Origin of the sequence: Actinoplanes sp. NBRC 101535 (assembly GCF_030269225.1) — a bacterium.
Taxonomy (GTDB): Bacteria; Actinomycetota; Actinomycetes; order Mycobacteriales; family Micromonosporaceae; genus Actinoplanes; species Actinoplanes rectilineatus.
In genome coordinates this window covers 175,146-194,223 of sequence record NZ_BSSY01000012.1, presented here as the reverse complement: position 1 = coordinate 194,223, position 19,078 = coordinate 175,146, and the positions used below count along the sequence as shown (strand labels likewise).

19 protein-coding genes are annotated in these 19,078 nt (G+C 71.3%); 8 read left to right on the top strand and 11 right to left on the bottom strand.

Annotated elements, in window-relative coordinates; all coding sequences use genetic code 11:
• Positions 1-57: 57 nt before the first annotated feature.
• On the bottom strand, positions 58-657 hold the full coding sequence (locus tag QSK32_RS29870) for a DUF6194 family protein (protein WP_285473805.1): 600 nt from the start codon (positions 655-657) through the stop codon (positions 58-60).
• Between QSK32_RS29870 and QSK32_RS29865 the strand changes: the two genes are divergently transcribed.
• On the top strand, positions 593-1,303 hold the full coding sequence (locus QSK32_RS29865; RefSeq protein ID WP_285473831.1) for a TioE family transcriptional regulator: 711 nt from the start codon (positions 593-595) through the stop codon (positions 1,301-1,303). The two genes, QSK32_RS29870 and QSK32_RS29865, sit on opposite strands and share 65 nt — an antisense overlap.
• 91 nt (positions 1,304-1,394) lie before the next feature.
• Here QSK32_RS29865 and QSK32_RS29860 read toward each other — a convergent pair whose 3' ends face one another.
• The 4 genes from QSK32_RS29860 to QSK32_RS29845 all read right to left on the bottom strand — a co-directional run bounded on the left by QSK32_RS29860 (position 1,395) and on the right by QSK32_RS29845 (position 4,066).
• Positions 1,395-1,808, bottom strand: coding sequence for a PRC-barrel domain-containing protein (locus tag QSK32_RS29860; protein ID WP_045744253.1), 414 nt, complete (start codon positions 1,806-1,808; stop codon positions 1,395-1,397).
• 71 nt (positions 1,809-1,879) lie between these two features.
• On the bottom strand, positions 1,880-2,806 hold the full coding sequence (locus tag QSK32_RS29855; protein ID WP_285473804.1) for a sugar kinase: 927 nt from the start codon (positions 2,804-2,806) through the stop codon (positions 1,880-1,882).
• Entirely contained in the window at positions 2,803-3,441 is a 639-nt protein-coding gene (locus QSK32_RS29850; protein ID WP_052720762.1) for a bifunctional 4-hydroxy-2-oxoglutarate aldolase/2-dehydro-3-deoxy-phosphogluconate aldolase, read from the bottom strand. The genes QSK32_RS29855 and QSK32_RS29850 overlap by 4 nt, the downstream gene beginning before the upstream one ends.
• A gap of 49 nt (positions 3,442-3,490) precedes the next feature.
• A complete protein-coding gene (locus tag QSK32_RS29845; protein WP_285473803.1) occupies positions 3,491-4,066 on the bottom strand; it encodes a hypothetical protein in 576 nt (191 codons plus the stop codon).
• A 97-nt stretch (positions 4,067-4,163) separates the two neighbouring features.
• On the opposite strand from QSK32_RS29845, the gene QSK32_RS29840 reads away from it, so the two are divergent.
• Positions 4,164-5,081 (top strand): NADP-dependent oxidoreductase, encoded by a 918-nt coding sequence (locus QSK32_RS29840; RefSeq protein WP_045744256.1) that lies wholly within the window; start codon positions 4,164-4,166, stop codon positions 5,079-5,081.
• Here the strand turns inward: QSK32_RS29840 and QSK32_RS29835 are convergent.
• The 3 genes from QSK32_RS29835 to QSK32_RS29825 form a co-directional block, all read right to left on the bottom strand.
• Positions 5,065-7,119, bottom strand: a complete 2,055-nt coding sequence (locus QSK32_RS29835) for an N-acetylmuramoyl-L-alanine amidase (RefSeq protein WP_285473802.1) — start codon at positions 7,117-7,119, stop codon at positions 5,065-5,067. The genes QSK32_RS29840 and QSK32_RS29835 overlap by 17 nt on opposite strands.
• 92 nt (positions 7,120-7,211) lie before the next feature.
• The gene (locus tag QSK32_RS29830) at positions 7,212-7,700 is read right to left on the bottom strand and encodes a TspO/MBR family protein (protein WP_045744258.1); all 489 of its coding nucleotides are present in this window, start codon (positions 7,698-7,700) and stop codon (positions 7,212-7,214) included.
• A 10-nt stretch (positions 7,701-7,710) separates the two neighbouring features.
• Entirely contained in the window at positions 7,711-8,340 is a 630-nt protein-coding gene (locus QSK32_RS29825) for a TetR/AcrR family transcriptional regulator (RefSeq protein WP_285473801.1), read from the bottom strand.
• A 54-nt stretch (positions 8,341-8,394) separates the two neighbouring features.
• On the opposite strand from QSK32_RS29825, the gene QSK32_RS29820 reads away from it, so the two are divergent.
• Both QSK32_RS29820 and QSK32_RS29815 read left to right on the top strand, forming a co-directional pair.
• Positions 8,395-9,972, top strand: a complete 1,578-nt coding sequence (locus QSK32_RS29820) for a CocE/NonD family hydrolase (protein ID WP_285473800.1) — start codon at positions 8,395-8,397, stop codon at positions 9,970-9,972.
• Between the two features lie 65 nt (positions 9,973-10,037).
• Entirely contained in the window at positions 10,038-10,184 is a 147-nt protein-coding gene (locus tag QSK32_RS29815; protein WP_169792483.1) for a hypothetical protein, read from the top strand.
• Here QSK32_RS29815 and QSK32_RS29810 read toward each other — a convergent pair.
• Together QSK32_RS29810 and QSK32_RS29805 are read right to left on the bottom strand one after the other, a co-directional pair.
• Positions 10,174-11,877, bottom strand: coding sequence for an alpha-glucosidase (locus tag QSK32_RS29810; protein ID WP_045744261.1), 1,704 nt, complete (start codon positions 11,875-11,877; stop codon positions 10,174-10,176). The genes QSK32_RS29815 and QSK32_RS29810 overlap by 11 nt on opposite strands.
• A 57-nt stretch (positions 11,878-11,934) precedes the next feature.
• On the bottom strand, positions 11,935-13,239 hold the full coding sequence (locus QSK32_RS29805) for a hypothetical protein (protein ID WP_052720763.1): 1,305 nt from the start codon (positions 13,237-13,239) through the stop codon (positions 11,935-11,937).
• A gap of 86 nt (positions 13,240-13,325) precedes the next feature.
• Here QSK32_RS29805 and QSK32_RS29800 point away from each other — a divergent pair, with 86 nt between their 5' ends.
• The 4 genes from QSK32_RS29800 to QSK32_RS29785 all read left to right on the top strand — a co-directional run bounded on the left by QSK32_RS29800 (position 13,326) and on the right by QSK32_RS29785 (position 18,189).
• Positions 13,326-14,333: a glycosyltransferase family 4 protein gene (locus QSK32_RS29800; protein ID WP_285473799.1), complete on the top strand. Its 1,008-nt coding sequence runs from the start codon at positions 13,326-13,328 to the stop codon at positions 14,331-14,333.
• 130 nt (positions 14,334-14,463) lie between these two features.
• Positions 14,464-15,621, top strand: a complete 1,158-nt coding sequence (locus QSK32_RS29795) for a glycosyltransferase (RefSeq protein WP_045744263.1) — start codon at positions 14,464-14,466, stop codon at positions 15,619-15,621.
• Positions 15,618-16,700, top strand: coding sequence for a glycosyltransferase (locus QSK32_RS29790; RefSeq protein ID WP_211275433.1), 1,083 nt, complete (start codon positions 15,618-15,620; stop codon positions 16,698-16,700). The genes QSK32_RS29795 and QSK32_RS29790 overlap by 4 nt, the downstream gene beginning before the upstream one ends.
• A 1-nt stretch (position 16,701) precedes the next feature.
• Positions 16,702-18,189, top strand: a complete 1,488-nt coding sequence (locus QSK32_RS29785) for a glycoside hydrolase family 130 protein (RefSeq protein WP_045744264.1) — start codon at positions 16,702-16,704, stop codon at positions 18,187-18,189.
• Here the strand turns inward: QSK32_RS29785 and QSK32_RS29780 are convergent.
• A complete protein-coding gene (locus tag QSK32_RS29780; protein WP_052720764.1) occupies positions 18,179-19,012 on the bottom strand; it encodes a methyltransferase domain-containing protein in 834 nt (277 codons plus the stop codon). The two genes, QSK32_RS29785 and QSK32_RS29780, sit on opposite strands and share 11 nt — an antisense overlap.
• Positions 19,013-19,078: the final 66 nt, after the last annotated feature.

Sequence of the window (19,078 nt, the reverse complement as noted above, 5' to 3'; positions counted from 1 at the left end):
ACGCCGCTCCCGACCGGCGGATAAGACATCATCGCGACGCCGGGCGGACCGATCCGGTCATTCTCCTTCGGGGGTGCGCATCCGCGCGAGCCGCGCCACCGAACGGCTCCGGGCGTGTTCGAGCAGCCGCCCGACCTCGTCGAACGTCGCCGGCCCGGGTTGCACGACACTGGCCCAGCCCTGCACCCCGTAGGCCGGGTGCGGGATCAACCGGTCCGCGACGGTGAAGTCGATGCCGGGGCGTCGATCACTGAACTGCTCCGGCCCGTACCCGAAGAGGTTCGTGAATTCGCTCCTGCCCACCTCGATGTTGAGCCGGTGGACACCGGGCCGGTCGAGGTCGGAAAGGGTGTCGAAATCGGGCACGTCGTGGCCGACGATGGTGGCGAACGGCCGCATCCGGTCCTCGCCGGCGAAGAAGAAACGGTCGTCCCAGGTGTAGGGCGGCATGCCGGAGTCCGGCTCGATCCGGGTCTCGGTCACTCCGGGAAGTGCCCGGATCCGCGCGGCCCATGTGTCGACAGTCATGACCTCAACCGTATCGTTGAACCACCCTGTGAACCTTTGACCGGGATCCCTTCGGAGGACGGCCCTGAAGTCTCCACGACCGATCGACCTCGGCCGGCAGCACGGACTGTCCGCGCAGGCGGTCCGCAACTACGAGCGCGACGGCTGCATCCCGCCCGCCCGGCGCACCGCCAGCGGCTATCGGGTCTACACCGAGGACCATGTGGGTGCGCTGAGCGCCTACGTCGCGCTCATCCGGGGGTACGGCCACCGCACAGCCGGCGAGATCATGCGGTCGGTGCTGGCCGGCGCCGTCGACGACGCGTTCGCGATCCTGGACGAGGCGCACGTCCAGTTGCAGCGGGACCGCGCGACCGTGCGGGCCGTCTCGTCAGCCGCCGTGGTGCTCACCGCGCAACCGGCGGCCGACCGCCCGCACGGTCCGGTGACCGTCGGTGTGCTCGCGCACCGGCTCGGTGTCACCCCGGCCACGCTGCGCAAATGGGAGGTGGCCGGCATTCTCGCCCCGGAGCGGGAACGCGTCACCGCCAACCGGATCTACTCCCCGGCCGACGTCCGGGACGCCGAACTGGCGCATCTGCTGCGCCGCGGCGGTTATCTGCTCGACTACATCGCCGAGGTGCTGCGCCAGGTCCGCGCGGCCGGTGGGCCCGAGCCGCTCGCCGCGTCGCTGACCTCGTGGCAGGCCCAGATCACCGGCCGCGGCCGGCGGATGCTGGACGGGTCCGCCGCCCTCGCCGCCTATCTGAGCCTGCGGGACAACGACGCCGCCTGAGTTCCGCGGGAGACGCCTCTGTCTGAGTTCTGCGGGAGAACGACGCCGCCCCGCCCATGGGGGATATGGGCGGGGCGGGAGTCAGCGCCGGTCAGTGCGGGTAGTCGCGGTAACTACCGGTGTAGTAGTCACCGACCTGACCGCGGTACTCGGCCGAGGTGAAGGTGTCCTTGTCGTACTTCGGGGACTCCTTGATCTGGTCCTTCGTCCGGTCGACGTAGACCTTCTTCTCCTCGCGGTCGACGGTCTGCACCGTGCCCGCCGGCAGGAGGACCTTGCTACCGAAGATCCACGGTCCGGTGTCGACGACCAGGTAGGAACTGCCGACCTCGTTGCTGGCCTCGTCGATCGAACCGATGTGGCCATCGGTCGCCTCGACCTTGAAGCCGACCAGGTCAACGCCGGTCGTGCCCTCGTCGATGCTGTCGGTTCCGGCAGGGTCGTACGCGCCGGGGTAGCCGGCGGTGTCTCGCCAGGACCACGGGGTGAACGGCGTCGGTTGCATCACGGCCTCCTCAGTTGGACGAAATTGCCGTTGGCGACGAGGTACCCGGGCGCCATGACCACTAATCCCGATTACCGGAGAATGTCCCCTCCGGACAGCGCCGCGAGATCGTCCCGGCCGGGCAGTCCCTCGCAGTCACCCGGCACCGTCACCGCGAACGCCCCGGCCGCGATGGCGGTGCGCAGACGCTGCTCCGGTGCCGCCCCGGCCAGCCGGTCGGCGAGGTAACCGGCCACGAACGCGTCGCCCGCGCCGACCGGGTCGATCGAGGTCACCGGCAGTGCCGGCACCTCGTGACGCGTCCCGTCGACGAGGGCCGTGCAGCCCCGGGCGCCGTCCTTGACGATCACCTCGGCCGGGCCGAGTCGTGCCAGGCCGGCCAGCGGCTCGTCGTCGCCGAGCACGATCGCCGCCTCGTCCGGCCCGGCGAACACCAGGTCCGACCGGCTCACCAGGTCACGCAGCACCGGCGCGGCCTCCGCGTGCGACCACAGCTTGCTGCGGTAGTTGACGTCGAGCGACACCGGGACACCGGCCGCCCGGGCGATCTCCACCGCGTGGAAGACGGCCGCGCGGGCGGTCGCGCCGAGAGCCGGGGTGATGCCGGTGACGTGCAGGATCCCGGCCGCGGCGAGCTCAGCCTCGGGGACGTCGGCCGGCGACAACCGGGAACCGGCGCTGCCGGCCCGGTGGTAGTCGGCGTGGATGAACTCCCCGGACCGGCGGTAGCGGATCATCAGGCCGGTGAACGCGTCGTCCTCGACCGCGATCACGCGGACCCCCGAGGAGCGCAACCGGGTCGTGATCAGGGATCCGGCCGCGTCCCGGCCGAGACGCCCCACCCAGGTCGCCGGGCCGCCCAGCCGGGCCACGCCGATCGCCACGTTGCTCTCCGCCCCGGCCACACCCAGGGTGAAGCCGCGGGCGTGCTCCACCGGGCCGATGCCGTCGGCGACGAAGATCCCCATCGACTCGCCGAGCGTGAGGACTCCGGTCATGAACGGGCGAACGCGACCGCGTCCACGGCGTGCCGGGCCCGGGTGGCCAGGGCCTTGAGGCTGCCACCGGTGGCGGCGTCGCCGATCAGCGGACCGCCGAGACCGACCGCGACCGCGCCGGCGGCGATCCACTTGGAGATGTCGTCCAGGCCGATGCCACCGGTCGGCATGATCCGCACAGCGGGCAGCGGGCCGCGCAGGTCCTTGAGGTAGCCGGGGCCGAGGCCGGCGGCCGGGAACAGCTTGATCAGCGGGGCGCCGGCGGTGTGCGCGCGGTAGACCTCGGTGGGGCTGAACGTGCCCGGGTAGTAGGGCACCGGCTGCGCGCCGAGGGTGTGCGCGGGCGAGACCAGGAAGTCGGCGCCGGCATCGACAGCGGCCTTCGCCTCGTCCTCGGTGAGGACGGTGCCGGCGCCGATCTTGATGGTCTCGGGCAGCTGACGGCTGAGGCCGCCGATCGCCTCGAGAGCGCCGTGCGAGGTCAGGGTCACTTCGAGGGCGGTGACGCCGGCCGCGACGAGCACGTCGGCGACCGCGGCGAACCCGTCGGAGGTCGGGGCCCGGAGGATGGCGACGAGGCCACCCTCCACGATGGCGGCGGAGACAGGATCGAGGGGTGCGGGATGATCGGTCACCCTTCGATCCTGCCCGACCGCGACGGCCCGGAAAAGATGAGGATCCTTGTCAGCCCACCGGCTTGTCGGTCTTCGCGGCGGGGACCCGTCGCATGGCGCGGATCCGGCCGGACCCGTTCTTCGCCGCCGGGATCGCATCCGGTGGGGTGTTCGCGATCCCGAGCTCGTCCCGGACCGCGGCCTCGAACTGCTGCATGACCAGCGGGACCTGGGCGATCAGCTCACGGAAGTGGGTCCGTGGCTCGACGCCGACCACCCCGGCCGGGTTCATGTCGCCGTGCAGCCGCTCCAGCTGCAGGTGCACCGCGAGGGCGGCACTGCGGACCGGCCCGGACGCGAGCAGCCGGACCGGCATCAGCGCCGGCCCGACCTGATCTATGTAGGCGATGGCCGACGGCGGTTTGTCGCCGGCCTCGTACGCGGCCCGCAGCCGGTAGGTGGCGCGTTCGAAGGCGGCCAGAAGCTGCACGTAGGCGTCGCGACGTTCGTCGTACCACTGCCTGGTGCGTCGCTTCCGGCTGAGCAGGTCGTTGTTACGGGCGGAGACGAGTTGCGCCACCACGGCACCGGCGAACGCGAACACGACGGCTACCAGCGGCAGCCCCCACCACGGGATCTGAGACACCCGCTTACCGTATCGACCCGCCCCGGGGGCGGTCTGTCAACCACTCCCCCGGCGAAGGCCTTGACCTCGACCTCGGTTCACCTATCAGGCTGGTCCCATGAGAGCAGTGGTCTTCGACAGGTACGGTCCGCCCGAGGTTCTGCACATCGCCGACCGGCCCGTTCCCGAGCCCGGTCCGGGCGAGATCCTGGTGCGGGTGCACGCGGCCGGAGTCCAGCCCTTCGACACCGCGTACCGGGGCGGCCGGATGTCCTGGGCACCGGCGGACTTCCCCGGTCAGACCATCGGCCAGGAGTACTCGGGTGTGGTCGAGCGGGTGGGTGACGGCGTCGGCACCGTGGCAGCGGGCGACGAGGTGCTCGGTTCGGCGATGTTCCGGGCCGCCGCCGACCTGATCGTCGTCCCTGCCGGTGACGCGGTCGCCAAGCCCGCGACGATCGGCTTCCCGACGGCAGCGGCCCTGGTCGCGGCTTCCCAGACGGCCGGCGGCGCCCTGCGCGAGCTGGCGGTGACCGCGGGCGACGTGCTGCTGGTGCACGCCGGGGCGGGCAGCGTCGGCACGGTCGCGATCCAGCTGGCCCGGCTCGCCGGCGCGACGGTGGTCGCCACCGCCCGCCCGGAGAACCACGACTACCTGCGTGGACTGGGTGCGGTGCCGGTGGCGTACGGCCCCGGCCTGGTGGACGCGGTCCGGGCCGCCGGGCTCGCGCCGACGGTCGCCCTGGACGCCGCCGGTGGTGAGGCCATCGCCCAGTCGATCGCCCTCGGTGTCGCGAGTGCCCGCGTGGGCACGATCGTCGACGACCGGGCCGCGGAGGAGCACGACGCCCGGGTGGTCCGGGCCGGCCGGTCCCCGCAGCGTCTCGCCGAGGTGGTCGCGCTGGCGGCCGAGGGCGAGGTCGTCATCGAGGTACGCACCTTCCCGCTGGACGACGTGGTCCGCGCGCACGAGCTGGTGGAGTCCCGGCGCGGCCCCGGCAAGGTGGTGCTGACAACGGTCACCGCAGGTAGCTGAGGCCGTCCAGCATCACCGAGCCGCGCCCGGTGGTGCCCTCCGCCTCCACGGTCACGGTGTGCGTGCCGCTGTCGCGCCACAGCCGGCTCCACACCACCTGGCGGTACTTCGCGGTGTCCGACCGCAGGTCGAGGACGCCCTGGTAGCGACCGTCCACGCTGATCCGGACCCGGCCGGAGGTGGCGGTGCGCCCGACCACCAGGGCGGCCGCCCGCCCGGTGAAGGTCCAGGACATCGTGGCGTCCGCGGTCGAGGCGGTGGCCGCCTCGCTGCCCAGGAACCCGTTGTCACGCAGGGTGCGCCAGGTTCCGGTCCGTCGTGCCGCGCTCTCCGCGAGGAGCATCGGGGTACGCGTGACCGACGAGCTCCGCCGGCTCCCGGCCCGGTCGGTGACCGTCACCGCCCAGGTGCCGGTCTCGCCGAGCCGGGCCGTGGTGTTCAGCGCCCGGGCGGCCCCGGCCAGGGCGGCCTGGGAGGCGCCGCCGACCCGGGCCGCGCGCAGGCCGGAGGGGTCGGTGGCGGTCCAGGTCAGCCGGACCGGCACCGCGTCGGCCATCGTCCCGGTCCGGAGGCTGAGCTGCGGCACAGCGGTGAATCGCGGGGGCACCGGGTCGGCGATCACGGTCGCGCCGGTCGCCGAGGTACGCCCGGACAGGTGCACCGCCTTGACGACCACGGCGTGCCGTCCGCGTGGCAGTTTCATCCGGGAGAGCCGGTGGCCGTTGGGTGCCAGGGTGAGGAGCCGTCCGTCGACCCACACCTCGAAGTGGTCGATCATCCGGGTCGGTGTGGACAGGTCCCAGAGCGGGCGGACCAGTCCGCGGGTGTAGTGCCGTCCGGCGTACGCGATGGTGTTGTTCAGTCGCCGGATCCGCAGGCCGGACGGGGCCGCCCCGGCGATCGCCCGGATCGCCGGCAGCTGGGCGTAGAGCGCGTTGCCCGGGCATTCGGTGGCACCGGTGTCCCGGTGTCCGGAGATCCGGTTGAGCAACGCGGGCCGCCCGGCGGGGTAGCGGTCGCTGCCGCCGGAGACCTTGACCACCCGGCCCTGCGGCGGGCTGCCCCAGGCGCCCAGTTTGTACGCCGCGACCTGCGCCACCGACGCCCGGGCCGCGGACGAGATCGCCGTGCCCCGGTAGTCGCCGATCGCCACGACGGCACTGGCGTCGGTGTTGAACCCGAGGGTGTGCGCGCCGAGCACCGATCGGTGCACGCCGCCGCCGCGGCCCTCGAAGATCGTGCCGCACTTGTCGACCAGGAAGTTGTAGCCGATGTCGTCCCAGCCCTTGCTCCGCACCTGGTAGACCTGGATGCCGCGGACGATGGCGGAGGACTGCGAGCAGCTGTAGTCGTTGCCGGTGGCGGTGTGGTGCACGAAGACCACCTGGATCGGGCCGGTGTATTCCGGCGCGTCCTTGACCAGGGCCTCGTTGGCGCCCCAGCCGGCCCGGGTGACCATCCGCGGCACCGGCCGGGTCGGGTAGTGCGCGGACACCGGCGCCATCCGGGGGCGGGCCGGGGCGGTCCGCACCTGCTCGCCGTCCGGGTTGATCAGATCGATGCGCAGGTCGTCCGGGAGCGGCCGGCCGGCCGGGTCGGCGATCCGGGCCTGGACGCCGTCCGAGGGGCCGACCCAGAGCGGGTCGCTGGCGCCGCGGGCACCTTCGGCGCCGCCGGACGCGTCCGGGTTGTCGGTCTCCAGCGCACGCCACGGGCTCCACCGTCCGGTGCCGGCCGCCCGGGTCCGCACCTCGATCGTGCCGCGGGCGCGGGCGCGCGGGTTCGCCCAGGTCACGCCGAGCATGCTGAACGGTTCGGTGGCGCGGGCCGGTAGTTCGGCGGAGGACGTGGCGGCGACCGGCCGCAGGGCTCCGGTGGCGCCGAACGGGAACGTCTGGACCAGCGGGCCGGCTCGCCCGGCCACGCCCGCCGGGCCGGACGGCTGCGGCGGTGCGGCTGCCACGACGGCGAGGGCGACGGCCGGCGTGGCCGCGACCAGGGCGGTGACGAGACGGGCGGTGAGCCGGTTGCGGCGCATGTGAACTCCCCGTTGGCATTCCGGTGACCTCGTGTCACCTTGCCCGTGCCGGAAGTGACACGTGGGAAGTTCTGCGAAAAAAGCTCAGATTTCTAGTTCATTGTCCAGATAGTGGCATTCAGGGCGGTCGCGAAGGTGACCCACGCCCAGTACGGCAGCAGCAGACCCGCCGCGAGACGGGAGACCGGCCGGAACCTCCACACGGTCACGCCGATCAGGACCCACAGCACCACTATGTCGAAGAGGGCCAGTCCGTACTGGCCGAATCCGAAGAAGATCGGCGTCCAGATCGCATTCACCACCAGCTGGGCGACCCACCAGTTCAACGCCGGCGACCAACCGGTACGCCGCCAGACCAGCCAGCCGCTGACGGCGATCATCGCGTACAGGATGCTCCAGACCGGACCGAAGACCGACGAGGGCGGTGCCCAGTCCGGCTGCTGAAGACTCTGGTACTCCCCGGCGGTGCCGGACACGCCGAGGCCACCGATCAGGGCGGCCACGGCGACCGCGGCCCCGAAACCGGCCAGGGCGGGCCAGGGCGGTACCGAACGGCTCGGGCGCATCACGTGACTGCTCATGACAGGGGTGTTACCCAGCCGCGGCTCGATCTACCAGGCCGGTGATGACCCAGTCGGCGATCCGGGCGAAGTCCAGATCCGGGTCGCCGCCCTCCGCCAGCACCGCGGCGAGCAGCGGGAACTCCCCGCTCGTCACGGCCGCGGCGATCTGTTCGGCACCGTCGCGGGCGTCCGTGCGGCCCGCGCGTTCGCCGGTCACATATGCGGTGACGAATCCGGTGAACAGGCCGAGCAGGGTCATCCGGGTGACGCCGGGCAGGCCGGCCGGCTCCAGCGCCCGCAGGCCGTGCTCCAGGAACCTGAGCAGGTTGACCCCGGCCAGCTGCCGGCCGGCCAGCACCGACGGGATCCACGGGTGGGCACGCATCAGCTCGCGCTGCACGGTCAGCAGGGCCAGCAGGTCGGCACGCCAGTCACCGGTGATCTCCGGCAGGGCGAACTCCCCGGCTGCGGTGTCGACCATCAGGTCGGCCAGGTGCTCGCGGTCCGGCACGTACGTGTAGAGCGACATCACCCCCGCACCGATCTCGGACGCGATCCGGCGCATGGTGACGGCCTCCAGCCCCTCGCTGTCGGCGACCCGGATCGCGGCGGTGACGACCTGCGACCGCGTGAATGCCGGTGGACGACCTCGTGCCACGGGAAACCTCCTGGTACTGTTTTTGGTACAGCGTACGAAAAAGGGAGCTGCGCCATGCGAAGACTGCCCTTGTCCCTCCGTCTGTGGCGGCGCCGGGCCCGGCAGGGCCCGCCCGCACGCTATGACGTCGTCTGGGAACCCGCCCTGCGGGTGCCCGGCGCCGACGGCACCACCCTGCTGGCCGACCACTACGCGCCGGTCACCGACGAGCCGTGCCCGACGATCCTGATCCGCGCCACCTACATCCGCGGCGGCTGGCCGTGGAACATGGTCTACGGCGCCGCCTACGCCGAGCAGGGCTTCCACGTGATCCTGCAGAGCAGCCGGGCCACCGGCGGATCGGACGGCGAGTTCCACACCTGGCGCAACGAGGCGCCGGACGGTCAGGCCGCGATCGAGTGGCTGCGCAAGCAGGACTGGTTCACCGGCGAGTTCCACACACTCGGCGCGAGCTACATGACCTACAGCCAGCTCTCGCTCGCCGCCGATCCGCCGCCGGAGTGGCGCGGCGCGGTCTGCCAGGTCGGCCTGACCCACCCGCACTCGTTCTTCTGGCCGGGCGGCGCGTTCGCCCTGGAGCGTTCCCTGGTCGGCGGTCTCAACCTGTTCGGCAACGCCAACATGTTCCGGGACAACGTCCGCCTGCTGATCCGGCTGCAGCGCCACTGGAAGAAGGCCGTCTTCGGGCTGCCGTTGATCGAGGCCTACCGCACGGCCATGGGCGGCCGCCGTCCCGAGTTCGAGGCGTGGCTGACCTCGCCGGAGCCGGACGACGACTACTGGCGCGGCGCCGACCTCACCGCGGCCGCCCGGGCCCTGCCGGTGCCACTGAGCCTGAGCACCGGCTGGCACGACTTCACCACCGGCCAGTTCATCGACCTCTACCGGCACCGGCGCGACGCCGGGCTGCCGGTTGACCTGCTGATCGGCCCGTGGACGCACACCGGCATCCTCGACAAGGGCTGGGCCGAGTCCTACCCGTGGGCGTTGCGGGCCCTGCGCGGCCGGGAGCCGGCGACCCCGGTCCGGGTGCACGTCGGCGGCGCGGACGAGTGGCGTGACCTCCCCGACTGGCCGCCGCCCGCCGAGCCCCGGCGTTTCTTCCTCGCCGCGGACGGCCTGCGCGCGGGGCCCGGTCCGGGGGCGAGCACCTTCCGGTACGACCCGGCCGACCCCACCCCGTCGATCGGCGGCGCGCTGCAGTCGAAGACCCAGGGGACGTACGACAACGCCGAGTTGGAGGCCCGGTCCGACGTGCTGCTGTTCAGCACCGAGCCGCTGACGGGGGCGGTCGAGGTGATGGGCACGGTGCACGCCGAGTTCGACGCCACGACCACGGCGGCCAGTGCCGACCTGTTCGCCCGTCTCTGCGATGTGGACCCGTCCGGCAAGTCGGTCAACGTGTGCGACGGGCTGACCCGGTTCACCGGCGGGCGGGTCGTCGTCGACATGGGATCCACGGCACACCGGTTCCGTCCGGGGCACCGGATCCGGCTGCTGGTGGCCGGTGGCGCGCACCCCCGCTGGCTGCGCAACCACGGCACCGGGGAGCCGGTCGCGTCCGCCGTCCGGATGGTTTCGACGGACACGACCGTGCGGCACAGCTCGTCGGTGATAGTGAGCGTGGTTTAACGCTCCTCGATGTGGGGGTACTGCGTCGCCGCCCGACCCCCACATCACCTGATAAGGAGCCGATTATGTCCATCCAGGGACTCTTCTACATCATCGCCGTGATTCTGCTCGTGATCGCGGCTCTGCCGATCGCCACGCGCGGCTTCAGCCTCGCCCTGCTCGGTGCGGCGTTCGCCCTGCTCGGGTACGCGTGGCCGGTCATCACCGCCTGACCGTGCGGCGGTACACCACCACCTGCCACGGCCCGAGCCTCAGATCGTCCGGCGCCGCGGCGTTGGTCAGCAGCAGTTCCGCTGACGACCACGCCGCGGCGTCCTCGATCTCGGCACCGACCGTCTCCCCGGTGAAGTTGCCGATCACCAGGAGCTCGGTGTCGTCGAGCCGCCGGGTGAACGCGTAGAGCCGCTCGTCGTTCGGCAGCAGCATGGTGAAGTCGCCGCCGGCCACGACCGGCTCGGTGTGCCGCAGCTCGATCAGTTGCCGGTACCAGTGGAACACCGAGTCCGGGTCGTCCCGCTGCGCCGCCGCGTTGATCTCGCGGTGGTTCGGGTTGACCGCCAGCCACGGCGTGCCGGTGGTGAACCCGGCCTGCGGCGAGGCGTCCCACTGCATCGGTGTCCGGGCGTTGTCACGTCCCCGGGCCCGCAGCACGGTCAGCACCTCGTCCGGCGTCCGGCCCTCCAGGTCGAGGGCCTGACGGTAGTGCCCGAGCGCCTCGATGTCCCGGAAGTCCTCGATCCCGCCGAACGGATAGTTCGTCATGCCCAGCTCCTCGCCCTGATAGACGTAGGGCGTGCCGCGGTGCAGGTGCAGCACCGCGCCGAGCATCTTCGCCGACGCCACCCGGTGTTCCGGGCCGTCGTCGCCGTACCGGGAGACCACCCGCGGCTGGTCGTGGTTGTTCCAGTACAGGCTGTTCCAGCCCAGGTCGGCGAGACCGGCCTGCCAGCGCCCGAGGATCGCCTTGAGCTTGGTGAGCTGCAACGGCTGCAACATCCACGGATCGGTCCCGCGGTCCACCCAGACGTGATCGAACTGGAAGACCATGTCGATCTCCTGCCGGGCCGGGTCGGTGTGCAGCCGTGCCTCGTCCACGGTGACGCCGGGCATCTCGCCGACGGTCAGCAGACCCTCCCGGCCGGCGAACACCTCCCGGTGCATCTCCTGCAGGAACTCGTGCAGGCGGGGGCCGCCGACGTACGCGGCGGAGCCGTCCGCGTACGCCGTACCGGCACTCAGCCGCCCGTCCGGCAACGACGTGTCCTTGGAGATCATGTTGATGACGTCCATCCGGAACCCGTCCACGCCGCGGTCCAGCCACCAGCGCATCATCGCGTACACCGCCTCGCGGACCTCGGGATTCTCCCAGTTGAGGTCGGGCTGCTTCCGCGAGAACAGGTGCAGGTAGTACTCGCCGGTCTTCTCGTCGTACTCCCAGGCCGGCCCGCCGAACACCGAGCCCCAGTTGGTCGGCTCCGCGCCCGGCGTGCCGGGTTCCATGCCGTCGCGGGCCGGGCGCCACCAGTACCAGTCCCGCTTCGGACCGTCCTTCGACGACCGGCTCTCCTGGAACCAGGCGTGCTCGTCCGAGCTGTGGTTCACCACCAGGTCCATGATCAGTTTCATGCCCCGGTGGTGCACCCCGGCCAGCAGCTCGTCGAAGGTGGCCAGGTCACCGAAGAGCGGTTCGATGTCCTGGTAGTCGCTGATGTCGTAACCGTTGTCGTCCTGCGGGGACGGGTAGATCGGGGAGAACCACAACACGTCCACCCCGAGTTCGGCGAGGTGGTCGAGATGATCGATCACACCGCGCAGGTCGCCCATGCCGTCGCCGTCGGAGTCGGCGAAACTCCGCGGGTAGATCTGGTAGACGACCGCTTTCTTCCACCACTCGTCAGACCGCATGCCCGTAACGTATCGGGTCCGGTGTCTTTTTTCCCGCCATCCGATCCCCTGGGACGGCTACGGGGTCACGTCGATGGAGAAGACCACCCGCTTCCCCACGACGCTGTCGATGCGCTCGTTGAGCCCCCACAGGCGGCCGGAGAATCTCGAGAAGGACAGGTTCTGGCTCAGCGGCGGGGTCAGCGCGATGACGTGCGGTTCCTGGCCGGGCACCGCCCGGTGGATGCAGGAGTACGCGTCCGCGCTGTTCGGGTCCTCGTTGGCACTGTCCGGGCACCGCCCGCTGATGTACAGGTTGGTGCCGTCGGTCGCCGCGCCCTGCATCTCCCAGATCGGCGACGAGTACCCGGCCACCGCGGTCACCGTGCCGTACGCGCTGCCGTCGTCGGCGCGGGGCAGGGCGGTGGAGGCGTTCAGCGGCCACCGGATGATCCGGCCGCCGGCCGCGCCGGACTTCCACTCGGCGGCGATCAGGCCGTCGGTGCCGGTGCGGTCCAGGCTCAGCGAGCTGAAGCAGGGCGTCGCCCCGGTGGTGGTCTGGCAGCTGCCGGAGCCCTTGGTCCGGGTCCAGTACCGGCCGATCATCGGCATCACCCACTGGTGGCCCCACGCGGACGAGGTGCCGCCGGAGATCCCGACGTCGGTGCCCAGGCTGTTCATCCGCCAGATGTGCCGCATGTCGTAGACCTGCAGCTCACCGCTGTTGGCCACGAACAGCCGGTTGCCGTACCAGGTGATGCCGTCGGCGTGGTTGCCCTTGACCGCCTCGAAGCCGGACTCGGTCGGCGCCACCAGCAGCACGTGACCGTACGAGTTGCCGACCGCCGAGTTCGCCGTCATCGAGATCCGGGTGAACTCGTTCTTGGACTCGTTGATCCCCCAGTACCACGACGCCAGATAGATGTGGTTGCCGTCGATCATGCCGTTGACGTTGTCGCCGTCGTGGCTGGCGGTCAGCCCCTGCGGCACCCAGCCACCGGTTTTCGAGTAGTTGCTGCTCCGATCGTCCGTGGTGTTCCAGCAGAAACCGTCGGGCACGTACTTCGTGGGCAGCAGGTTCGGGTAGTGACAGAGTCCCTTGCGGCCGGTCTGCTGCCCGGACAGCGCGACGTCGAGCGTCGAGGCCGTCGACACCGCGCCCCCGCCCTCCACGGCGGCGATGCGCTGCTCGAACGTCGCCCATTCCGCCGGGTCGGTCTGCAGTTTGTACGTGCCGACCGTGGCGGCGTCGATGATCGACACCGGGGTGGCCGCGGCGGCGGGTGACGCGCCGAGCAGCGCACCGGCGGCCACCGTCACGACGGCGACGGCCGCCGCCAGTGTCGCGCGGGCCGACGGAGGTGGATCGAGAGAGAAATTCATGATGCCCTCTGTAGCAAATCCCCGCACATCTCGATCGCGAGTGGACATACTGCTGACGTGTCCCCGGACGAGAAGCGGTGTCTGCCATGAGGATCGCATTGCTGGGGCCGATCGCCTGGCGGACGCCACCACGCCACTACGGCCCCTGGGAACTGATCACCGGGCTGCTCGCCGACGGGCTGACCGCCCGCGGCGTGGACGTCACCCTCTTCGCCACCCTCGACTCGGTCACCACCGCCACCCTGGACGGCGTCGTCGCCACCGGGTACGAGGAGGACCCGGCGATCGACGGCCGCGTCTGGGAGGCGATCCACGTCGGTCACGCGCTGGCCCGGTCCGGCGAGTTCGACCTGGTCCACAACCATCTGGACTGGCTGCCCCTGGCCTTCTCGGCGCACTGCCGGGCACCGATGCTCACCACCGTGCACGGTTTCTCCGGGGCGAACATCCTGCCCGCGTACCAACGGGCCCGCTCGCACTTCGTCGCGATCTCGGACAGCGACCGCTCGCCGGACCTGGACTACGTCGCCACCGTCCACCACGGGGTCGACCTCGCCGGCCTCCCCTTCACCGCGCGCCCGGCCGGCGACGACCTGATCGTGTTCGGGCGGATCCATCCGGACAAGGGCACCGACATCGCCATCGAGATCGCCCGGCGGGCCGGCCGGCGGCTGCTCATCTGCGGAATAGTCCAGGACCAGGATTACTTCGCCGAAAGCGTGGAACCCCATGTCGACGGGGAAGCCGTGGTGCACCTCGGCCCGATCGGGCCGGACCGCCGGGCGGCGATTCTCGGATCGGGCGCCGCGCTGCTGCACCCGATCCGGTTCGCCGAGCCGTTCGGGCTCTCCGTCGTGGAGTCGATGATCTGCGGGACGCCGGTGGTGGCGTACCGGAAGGGTTCGATGACGGAGGTGATCGACGAGGGTGTGACGGGCTTCCTGGTGGACACGGTGGACGAGGCGGTACTCGCCGTCGCGCGCCTCCCACGACTGGACCGTGCCGCCTGCTCCGCTCGTGCCCGGGAACGCTTCTGCGCCGAGCGCATGGTGTCCGACTACTTGGAGATTTACCGGAAGATAGCCGGTCATTAGTTAGATCTTGTTAACGTCACAATGTGAATTGCGCGTTAAACGGGCATCATTACTCGGCTGTCTTTGCGCTGTTCACACAGCGCTGAGTCCGGCCTGCGGGGAGGCGGCCGGCCGAGAAGAAAGGCCTGTCATGCCCGCGACCTACGGGTTCCTGAGCACTTATCCCCCGACCCAATGCGGTTTGGCGACATTCAATGCCGCGCTCGCCACCCACCTCAGTGGGACCGGAGGGTCGGGAGTGGTACGGCTGCTCGCCGGCGACGACACCACCGGGGGTGGGATCGCGCTCGACCGGTCCGCGCCGCGAGTCGTGCACACCTGGCACACCGACCGGCCCGGCGGCTGGGTCGCGGCCGCCACCGCGCTCAACCGCTTCGACGTGGCGATCGTGCAGCACGAGTACGGCATCTACCCGGGCGACACCGGCACCGAGGTGCTGCCGGTGCTCCAGGCGCTGCGGATCCCGTCGATCGTCGTCCTGCACACCGTGCTGACCCACCCGGACGAGATGCAGCGGACCGTCCTGGAGCAGATCGTGCGGACCGCCGACGCCGTGATCACCATGACCGACACCGCCCGGCGGCGTCTCACCGAGCTCTACGCCGTCGACCCGCACAAGATCACGGTGATCCCGCACGGCGCCGGCTCGCACCTGGGTGTGCCCCGCGAGAGTCACGACCGGCCGCACCTGCTCACCTGGGGACTGCTCGGACCGGGCAAGGGCATCGAGTGGGCGCTGCGGGCGCTCGCCTTCCTCGACGACGTCGAGCCCCGGCCGCTCTACACGGTGGCCGGCCGGACCCACCCCAAGGTGCTCGACCAGTGGGGTGACGCGTACCGGGACTCGCTGAAGGAGCTGGCGGCCGAACTGGACGTCGAGGACTGCGTGCAGTGGTCCGACGTCTACATGGAACCCGCCGACCTGTCCCGGCTGATCCGGTCGGCCGACGCGGTGGTCCTGCCGTACGACTCGACCGAACAGGTCACCTCGGGCGTGCTGATCGAGGCGGTCGGCGCGGGCGTGCCGGTGGTGGCCACCGAGTTCCCGCACGCGGTGGAACTGCTCGCCGACGGTCCCGGGCTGCTCGTCCCGCACCAGGACCCGGAGGCGATGGCGATGGCGATCCGGCACATCATCACCGAACCGGGGCTGACCGGCCGGCTCACCGGCCTGGCCGGCGGGCCGACTCTGCGCTGGCCTGCCGTGGCGGCCCGATATCAGGCCCTGGCCGGGCGCCTGCTCGCCGATCGTCTTCCTCTCGCCGCCGCGGCCACCATCCCGGCATGACCACCGGATCTCTGAGGCTGCTGCCGCCGCCGATCCGGATCACCGACGTCCCGGCGCCGCGCTGGGACCACGTGCACCGGCTCTCCGACGACACCGGGCTGCTCGAACACGCCCGCTACGCCATCGTCCGGCGCGAGCACGGGTACTGCGTGGACGACGTGTCCCGTGGCCTGCTGGTGATCGCCCGCGAACCGCACCCCGGACCGGATCTGATCAGGCTGGCCGAGCGCTACCTGGCGTTCCTCACCCACGCCCAGGGACCGGACGGCGGTTTCCGCAACCGGCTCGGCTACGACCGGCGGTGGCTGGACGAGCCGTCGGCCGGCGACTGGTGGGGGCGGGCCCTGTGGGGGCTGGGCACCGCGGCGTCCCGATCCGGGGCGCCGTGGATCCGCCGGGAGGCCCTGACCGCCTTCCGGCAGGGCGCCCGCCGCCGGTCGCCGTGGCCGCGGGCGATGGCGTTCGCCGGGCTGGGCGCCGCCGAGCTGCTGCGCGCCGACCCGCACGACAGCGGAGCAGCCGAACTGCTCGGTGACGCGGCGACCGTGATCGGCGTGCCCGGCTCGGATCCGGACTGGGTGTGGCCGGAGCGCGAGCTGACGTACGCGAACCCGGCCCTCGCCGAGGTGATCATCGCAGCCGGTGATCTGCTCGGCGACGAGGCGCTGCTCGGCGACGGCCTGCGGATGCTCGCCTGGCTGTGCGGCATGCAGGAGCACCACGGCCGGCTCTCCACCGTCCCGGTAGCCGGCTGGCGTCCCGGTGAGCCGCTCGCCCGGTTCGACCAGCAGCCGATCGAGGCCGCCGCCACCGCCGACGCCTGCGCCACCGCCGCCGCCGTGACCGGCGACGAGCGCTGGGACGCCCCGCTGTTCCAGGCGATCACCTGGTTCCTCGGCGACAACGACGGCGGATCGGTGATGTGGGACCCGGATACTGGCGGATGTTATGACGGATTGACGGCGGAAGGTCCTAATCTGAATCAGGGAGCCGAATCCACCCTCGCGCTCGTCTCCACGCTGCAGCATGCCCGCACGCTGGCGATCCGGAGCGCGACCCGACCGTCAGGGGCGGCTTAGCATGACCGCAACGATGAACGCGACCGACATCACCCGGCACACCATCACCATGGCCCCCGACGGGCGCCGCGTGGTGATCAAATTGTTCGTGCCCGGCGAGGACGCCAATTCACCCCACAACCGGGCCTCCTGCCTGATCGAGCGCATCCTGCAGCTCGACGAGGCCGACATCACCCGCATGCTCGACGACGTGCTGACCCGCTTCTCCGGGCGGCACCACGACATCCTGGCGGTGTTCCAGCACCACTACGAGGTCGTCCAGCACCGGGTGCCGCCGGAGGCCGACCTGTCGCCGTCGGCGCGCAGCCTCATCGGGGCGTACTTCAGTCACGAGTTCTCGGTGGAGGCGGCCGCCCTCTGCAACCCGTCGATCGTCCCGCACCCCGACCAGATCGGGCTCGCGGCCGGTGAGCTGCGGGCGGCGGTCAGCCTGCGGCAGATCGGCGAGGGGCACATCTCCTCGGTCGGCTTCTGCAGCGTGATCCTCGGGCCGGGGGCGACGATCCGGCTGGAGGACCGGGACGGGCCGCTGGCGATCGGCACCCGGGTCGGCGCCAAGCACATGCGACACCAGCTGTTCGCGGCGCTCGGCGACGACGACATCGACAACGAGGCCTCGGCGTACGTCCTGAACGCCCTCCCGGAACGCTTCGACGACCAGGAGTTCGAGGACGTCCTCAGCCACATCCCGCACGAGCTGCAGGCCCGCCCGACCACGCCGATGACGCTCGACCTGCTCCGGCGGATCGTGCACGACGACTACGCGGTGACCTTCCCGGCCGCCATGCCCCTGCACCAGCGGGTGCTCTGGCCGGCCACCCCGAGCGAGAGCCGGGGCATGGAGGACGCCCGATTCGTGCAGGTGGTCGACCCGGACGGGCGCCCGGCGTACCAGGCGACCTACACCGCGTACGACGGGTTCAACATCTCCGGTCGGGTGATCTACACCCGGGACCTGCGGCATTTCGAGGTGACCACGCTGCACGGGCCGGCCGCCCGCAACAAGGGCATGGCGTTGTTCCCGAGATACATCGGCGGGAAGAAGATGGCGCTCTGCCGCTCCGACGGCGAGACCCTCGGATTGGCCGTCCGCGACGACCAGCACCGCTGGCAGCCGGCCGGTCCGCTGCTCGTCCCGCACCGCGGCTGGGATCTGATCCAGGTCGGCAACTGCGGCTCGCCGATCGAGACCGAGGCCGGCTGGCTGGTGCTCACCCACGGCGTCGGCCCGATGCGCCGGTACGCGATCGGCGCCATGCTGCTCGACCTGGAGAACCCCGAGCGGGTGATCGCCGACCTGCCGGAGGGCCTGCTCGACCCGGACGAGACCGAACGGGAGGGGTACGTCCCGAACGTCCTCTACTCCTGCGGCGGCATGGTGCACGACGGCCGGTTCTGGCTGCCGTACGCGCACAGCGACGTCCGGATCGGTTTCGCCAGCATGCCGCTGGACCAGTTGCTCGACCGGATGCAACCGGTCACGTCCTGACGCCGACCGTGCCGGCCACCACCCAGATGGTCAGCACGGCCAGGAAGGTCCCGCTCGCGCCGGCCGCCGCCACGCACTCCAGCCACTCGTCGCGGACGCCCGGCGGGGTGGGCCACTTGTCCTCCGGCACCCTCGGGTTGACCATCGGCAGCACCACGGCGGCCGACTCGGGAGTGCCGAACAGGCAGGTCACCGGGGTGGCGCTGAGGTCACGCAGACCGGCGGCGACCATCCGCCGGCGCAGGGTGCGGCCCATGTCCAGCCGGCGCGGGGTGAAGTGCCCGCAGGCGTGGTCGAGCACCACCTCGCCCAGCCCGGACGGCATCCCGTCGAACGCCAGCGACGACCAGTCGGTGTCGATCAGGCAGATCCGGCCGCCCGGCCGGGTCACCCGGATCATCTCGGCGATGGCCACGTCGGGGTCGTCGACGTGCTGCAGGACCCGCTCGCACCAGACCCCGTCGAATCCGCCGCCGGGCAGGTCGAGCGCGCAGACGTCGCCGGTCAGGTACCGCACGTTGGAGCCGTCGTGCAGGCCGACCGCGGCCGCGGTCACCGATGCGGCGTGGTCCACCGCGACCACCTCGCCGAACGTGCCGACCTCGGCGGCCAGCAGCCGGGCCACCTCACCGCTGCCGGAGCCGGCGTCGAGCAGCCGCTGTCCCGGGGCGGGGCGCAGCTGCTCGTAGGCCGTGCGGCGCACCCGGCGGATCTCCGGATGCTGCCCCATCTCGGTCAGGGCCGCCAACACCATCGCGGACATCTGTGCTGACAGGCCGTCGATGTCGGCGAACGGCGTACGGTCCTTCTGAGCGGGTTCCATGGATCCGATTGAACATCGCGCACAGCCCGAACCGACCATGTCGTCATCCATCCGACAGGCGCGGTA

What these genes read in the sequence shown, in the direction of transcription:
- QSK32_RS29810 (WP_045744261.1), bottom strand. Translation starts at nt 11,877, where the DNA reads ATGCGGTCTGACGAGTGGTGGAAGAAAGCGGTCGTCTACCAGATCTAC.
- QSK32_RS29860 (WP_045744253.1), bottom strand. Translation starts at nt 1,808, where the DNA reads ATGCAACCGACGCCGTTCACCCCGTGGTCCTGGCGAGACACCGCCGGC.
- QSK32_RS29830 (WP_045744258.1), bottom strand. Translation starts at nt 7,700, where the DNA reads ATGAGCAGTCACGTGATGCGCCCGAGCCGTTCGGTACCGCCCTGGCCC.
- QSK32_RS29800 (WP_285473799.1), top strand. Translation starts at nt 13,326, where the DNA reads ATGAGGATCGCATTGCTGGGGCCGATCGCCTGGCGGACGCCACCACGC.
- QSK32_RS29835 (WP_285473802.1), bottom strand. Translation starts at nt 7,119, where the DNA reads ATGCGCCGCAACCGGCTCACCGCCCGTCTCGTCACCGCCCTGGTCGCG.
- QSK32_RS29785 (WP_045744264.1), top strand. Translation starts at nt 16,702, where the DNA reads ATGACCGCAACGATGAACGCGACCGACATCACCCGGCACACCATCACC.
- QSK32_RS29795 (WP_045744263.1), top strand. Translation starts at nt 14,464, where the DNA reads ATGCCCGCGACCTACGGGTTCCTGAGCACTTATCCCCCGACCCAATGC.
- QSK32_RS29820 (WP_285473800.1), top strand. Translation starts at nt 8,395, where the DNA reads ATGCGAAGACTGCCCTTGTCCCTCCGTCTGTGGCGGCGCCGGGCCCGG.
- QSK32_RS29805 (WP_052720763.1), bottom strand. Translation starts at nt 13,239, where the DNA reads ATGAATTTCTCTCTCGATCCACCTCCGTCGGCCCGCGCGACACTGGCG.
- QSK32_RS29790 (WP_211275433.1), top strand. Translation starts at nt 15,618, where the DNA reads ATGACCACCGGATCTCTGAGGCTGCTGCCGCCGCCGATCCGGATCACC.
- QSK32_RS29780 (WP_052720764.1), bottom strand. Translation starts at nt 19,012, where the DNA reads ATGGAACCCGCTCAGAAGGACCGTACGCCGTTCGCCGACATCGACGGC.
- QSK32_RS29815 (WP_169792483.1), top strand. Translation starts at nt 10,038, where the DNA reads ATGTCCATCCAGGGACTCTTCTACATCATCGCCGTGATTCTGCTCGTG.
- QSK32_RS29840 (WP_045744256.1), top strand. Translation starts at nt 4,164, where the DNA reads ATGAGAGCAGTGGTCTTCGACAGGTACGGTCCGCCCGAGGTTCTGCAC.
- QSK32_RS29855 (WP_285473804.1), bottom strand. Translation starts at nt 2,806, where the DNA reads ATGACCGGAGTCCTCACGCTCGGCGAGTCGATGGGGATCTTCGTCGCC.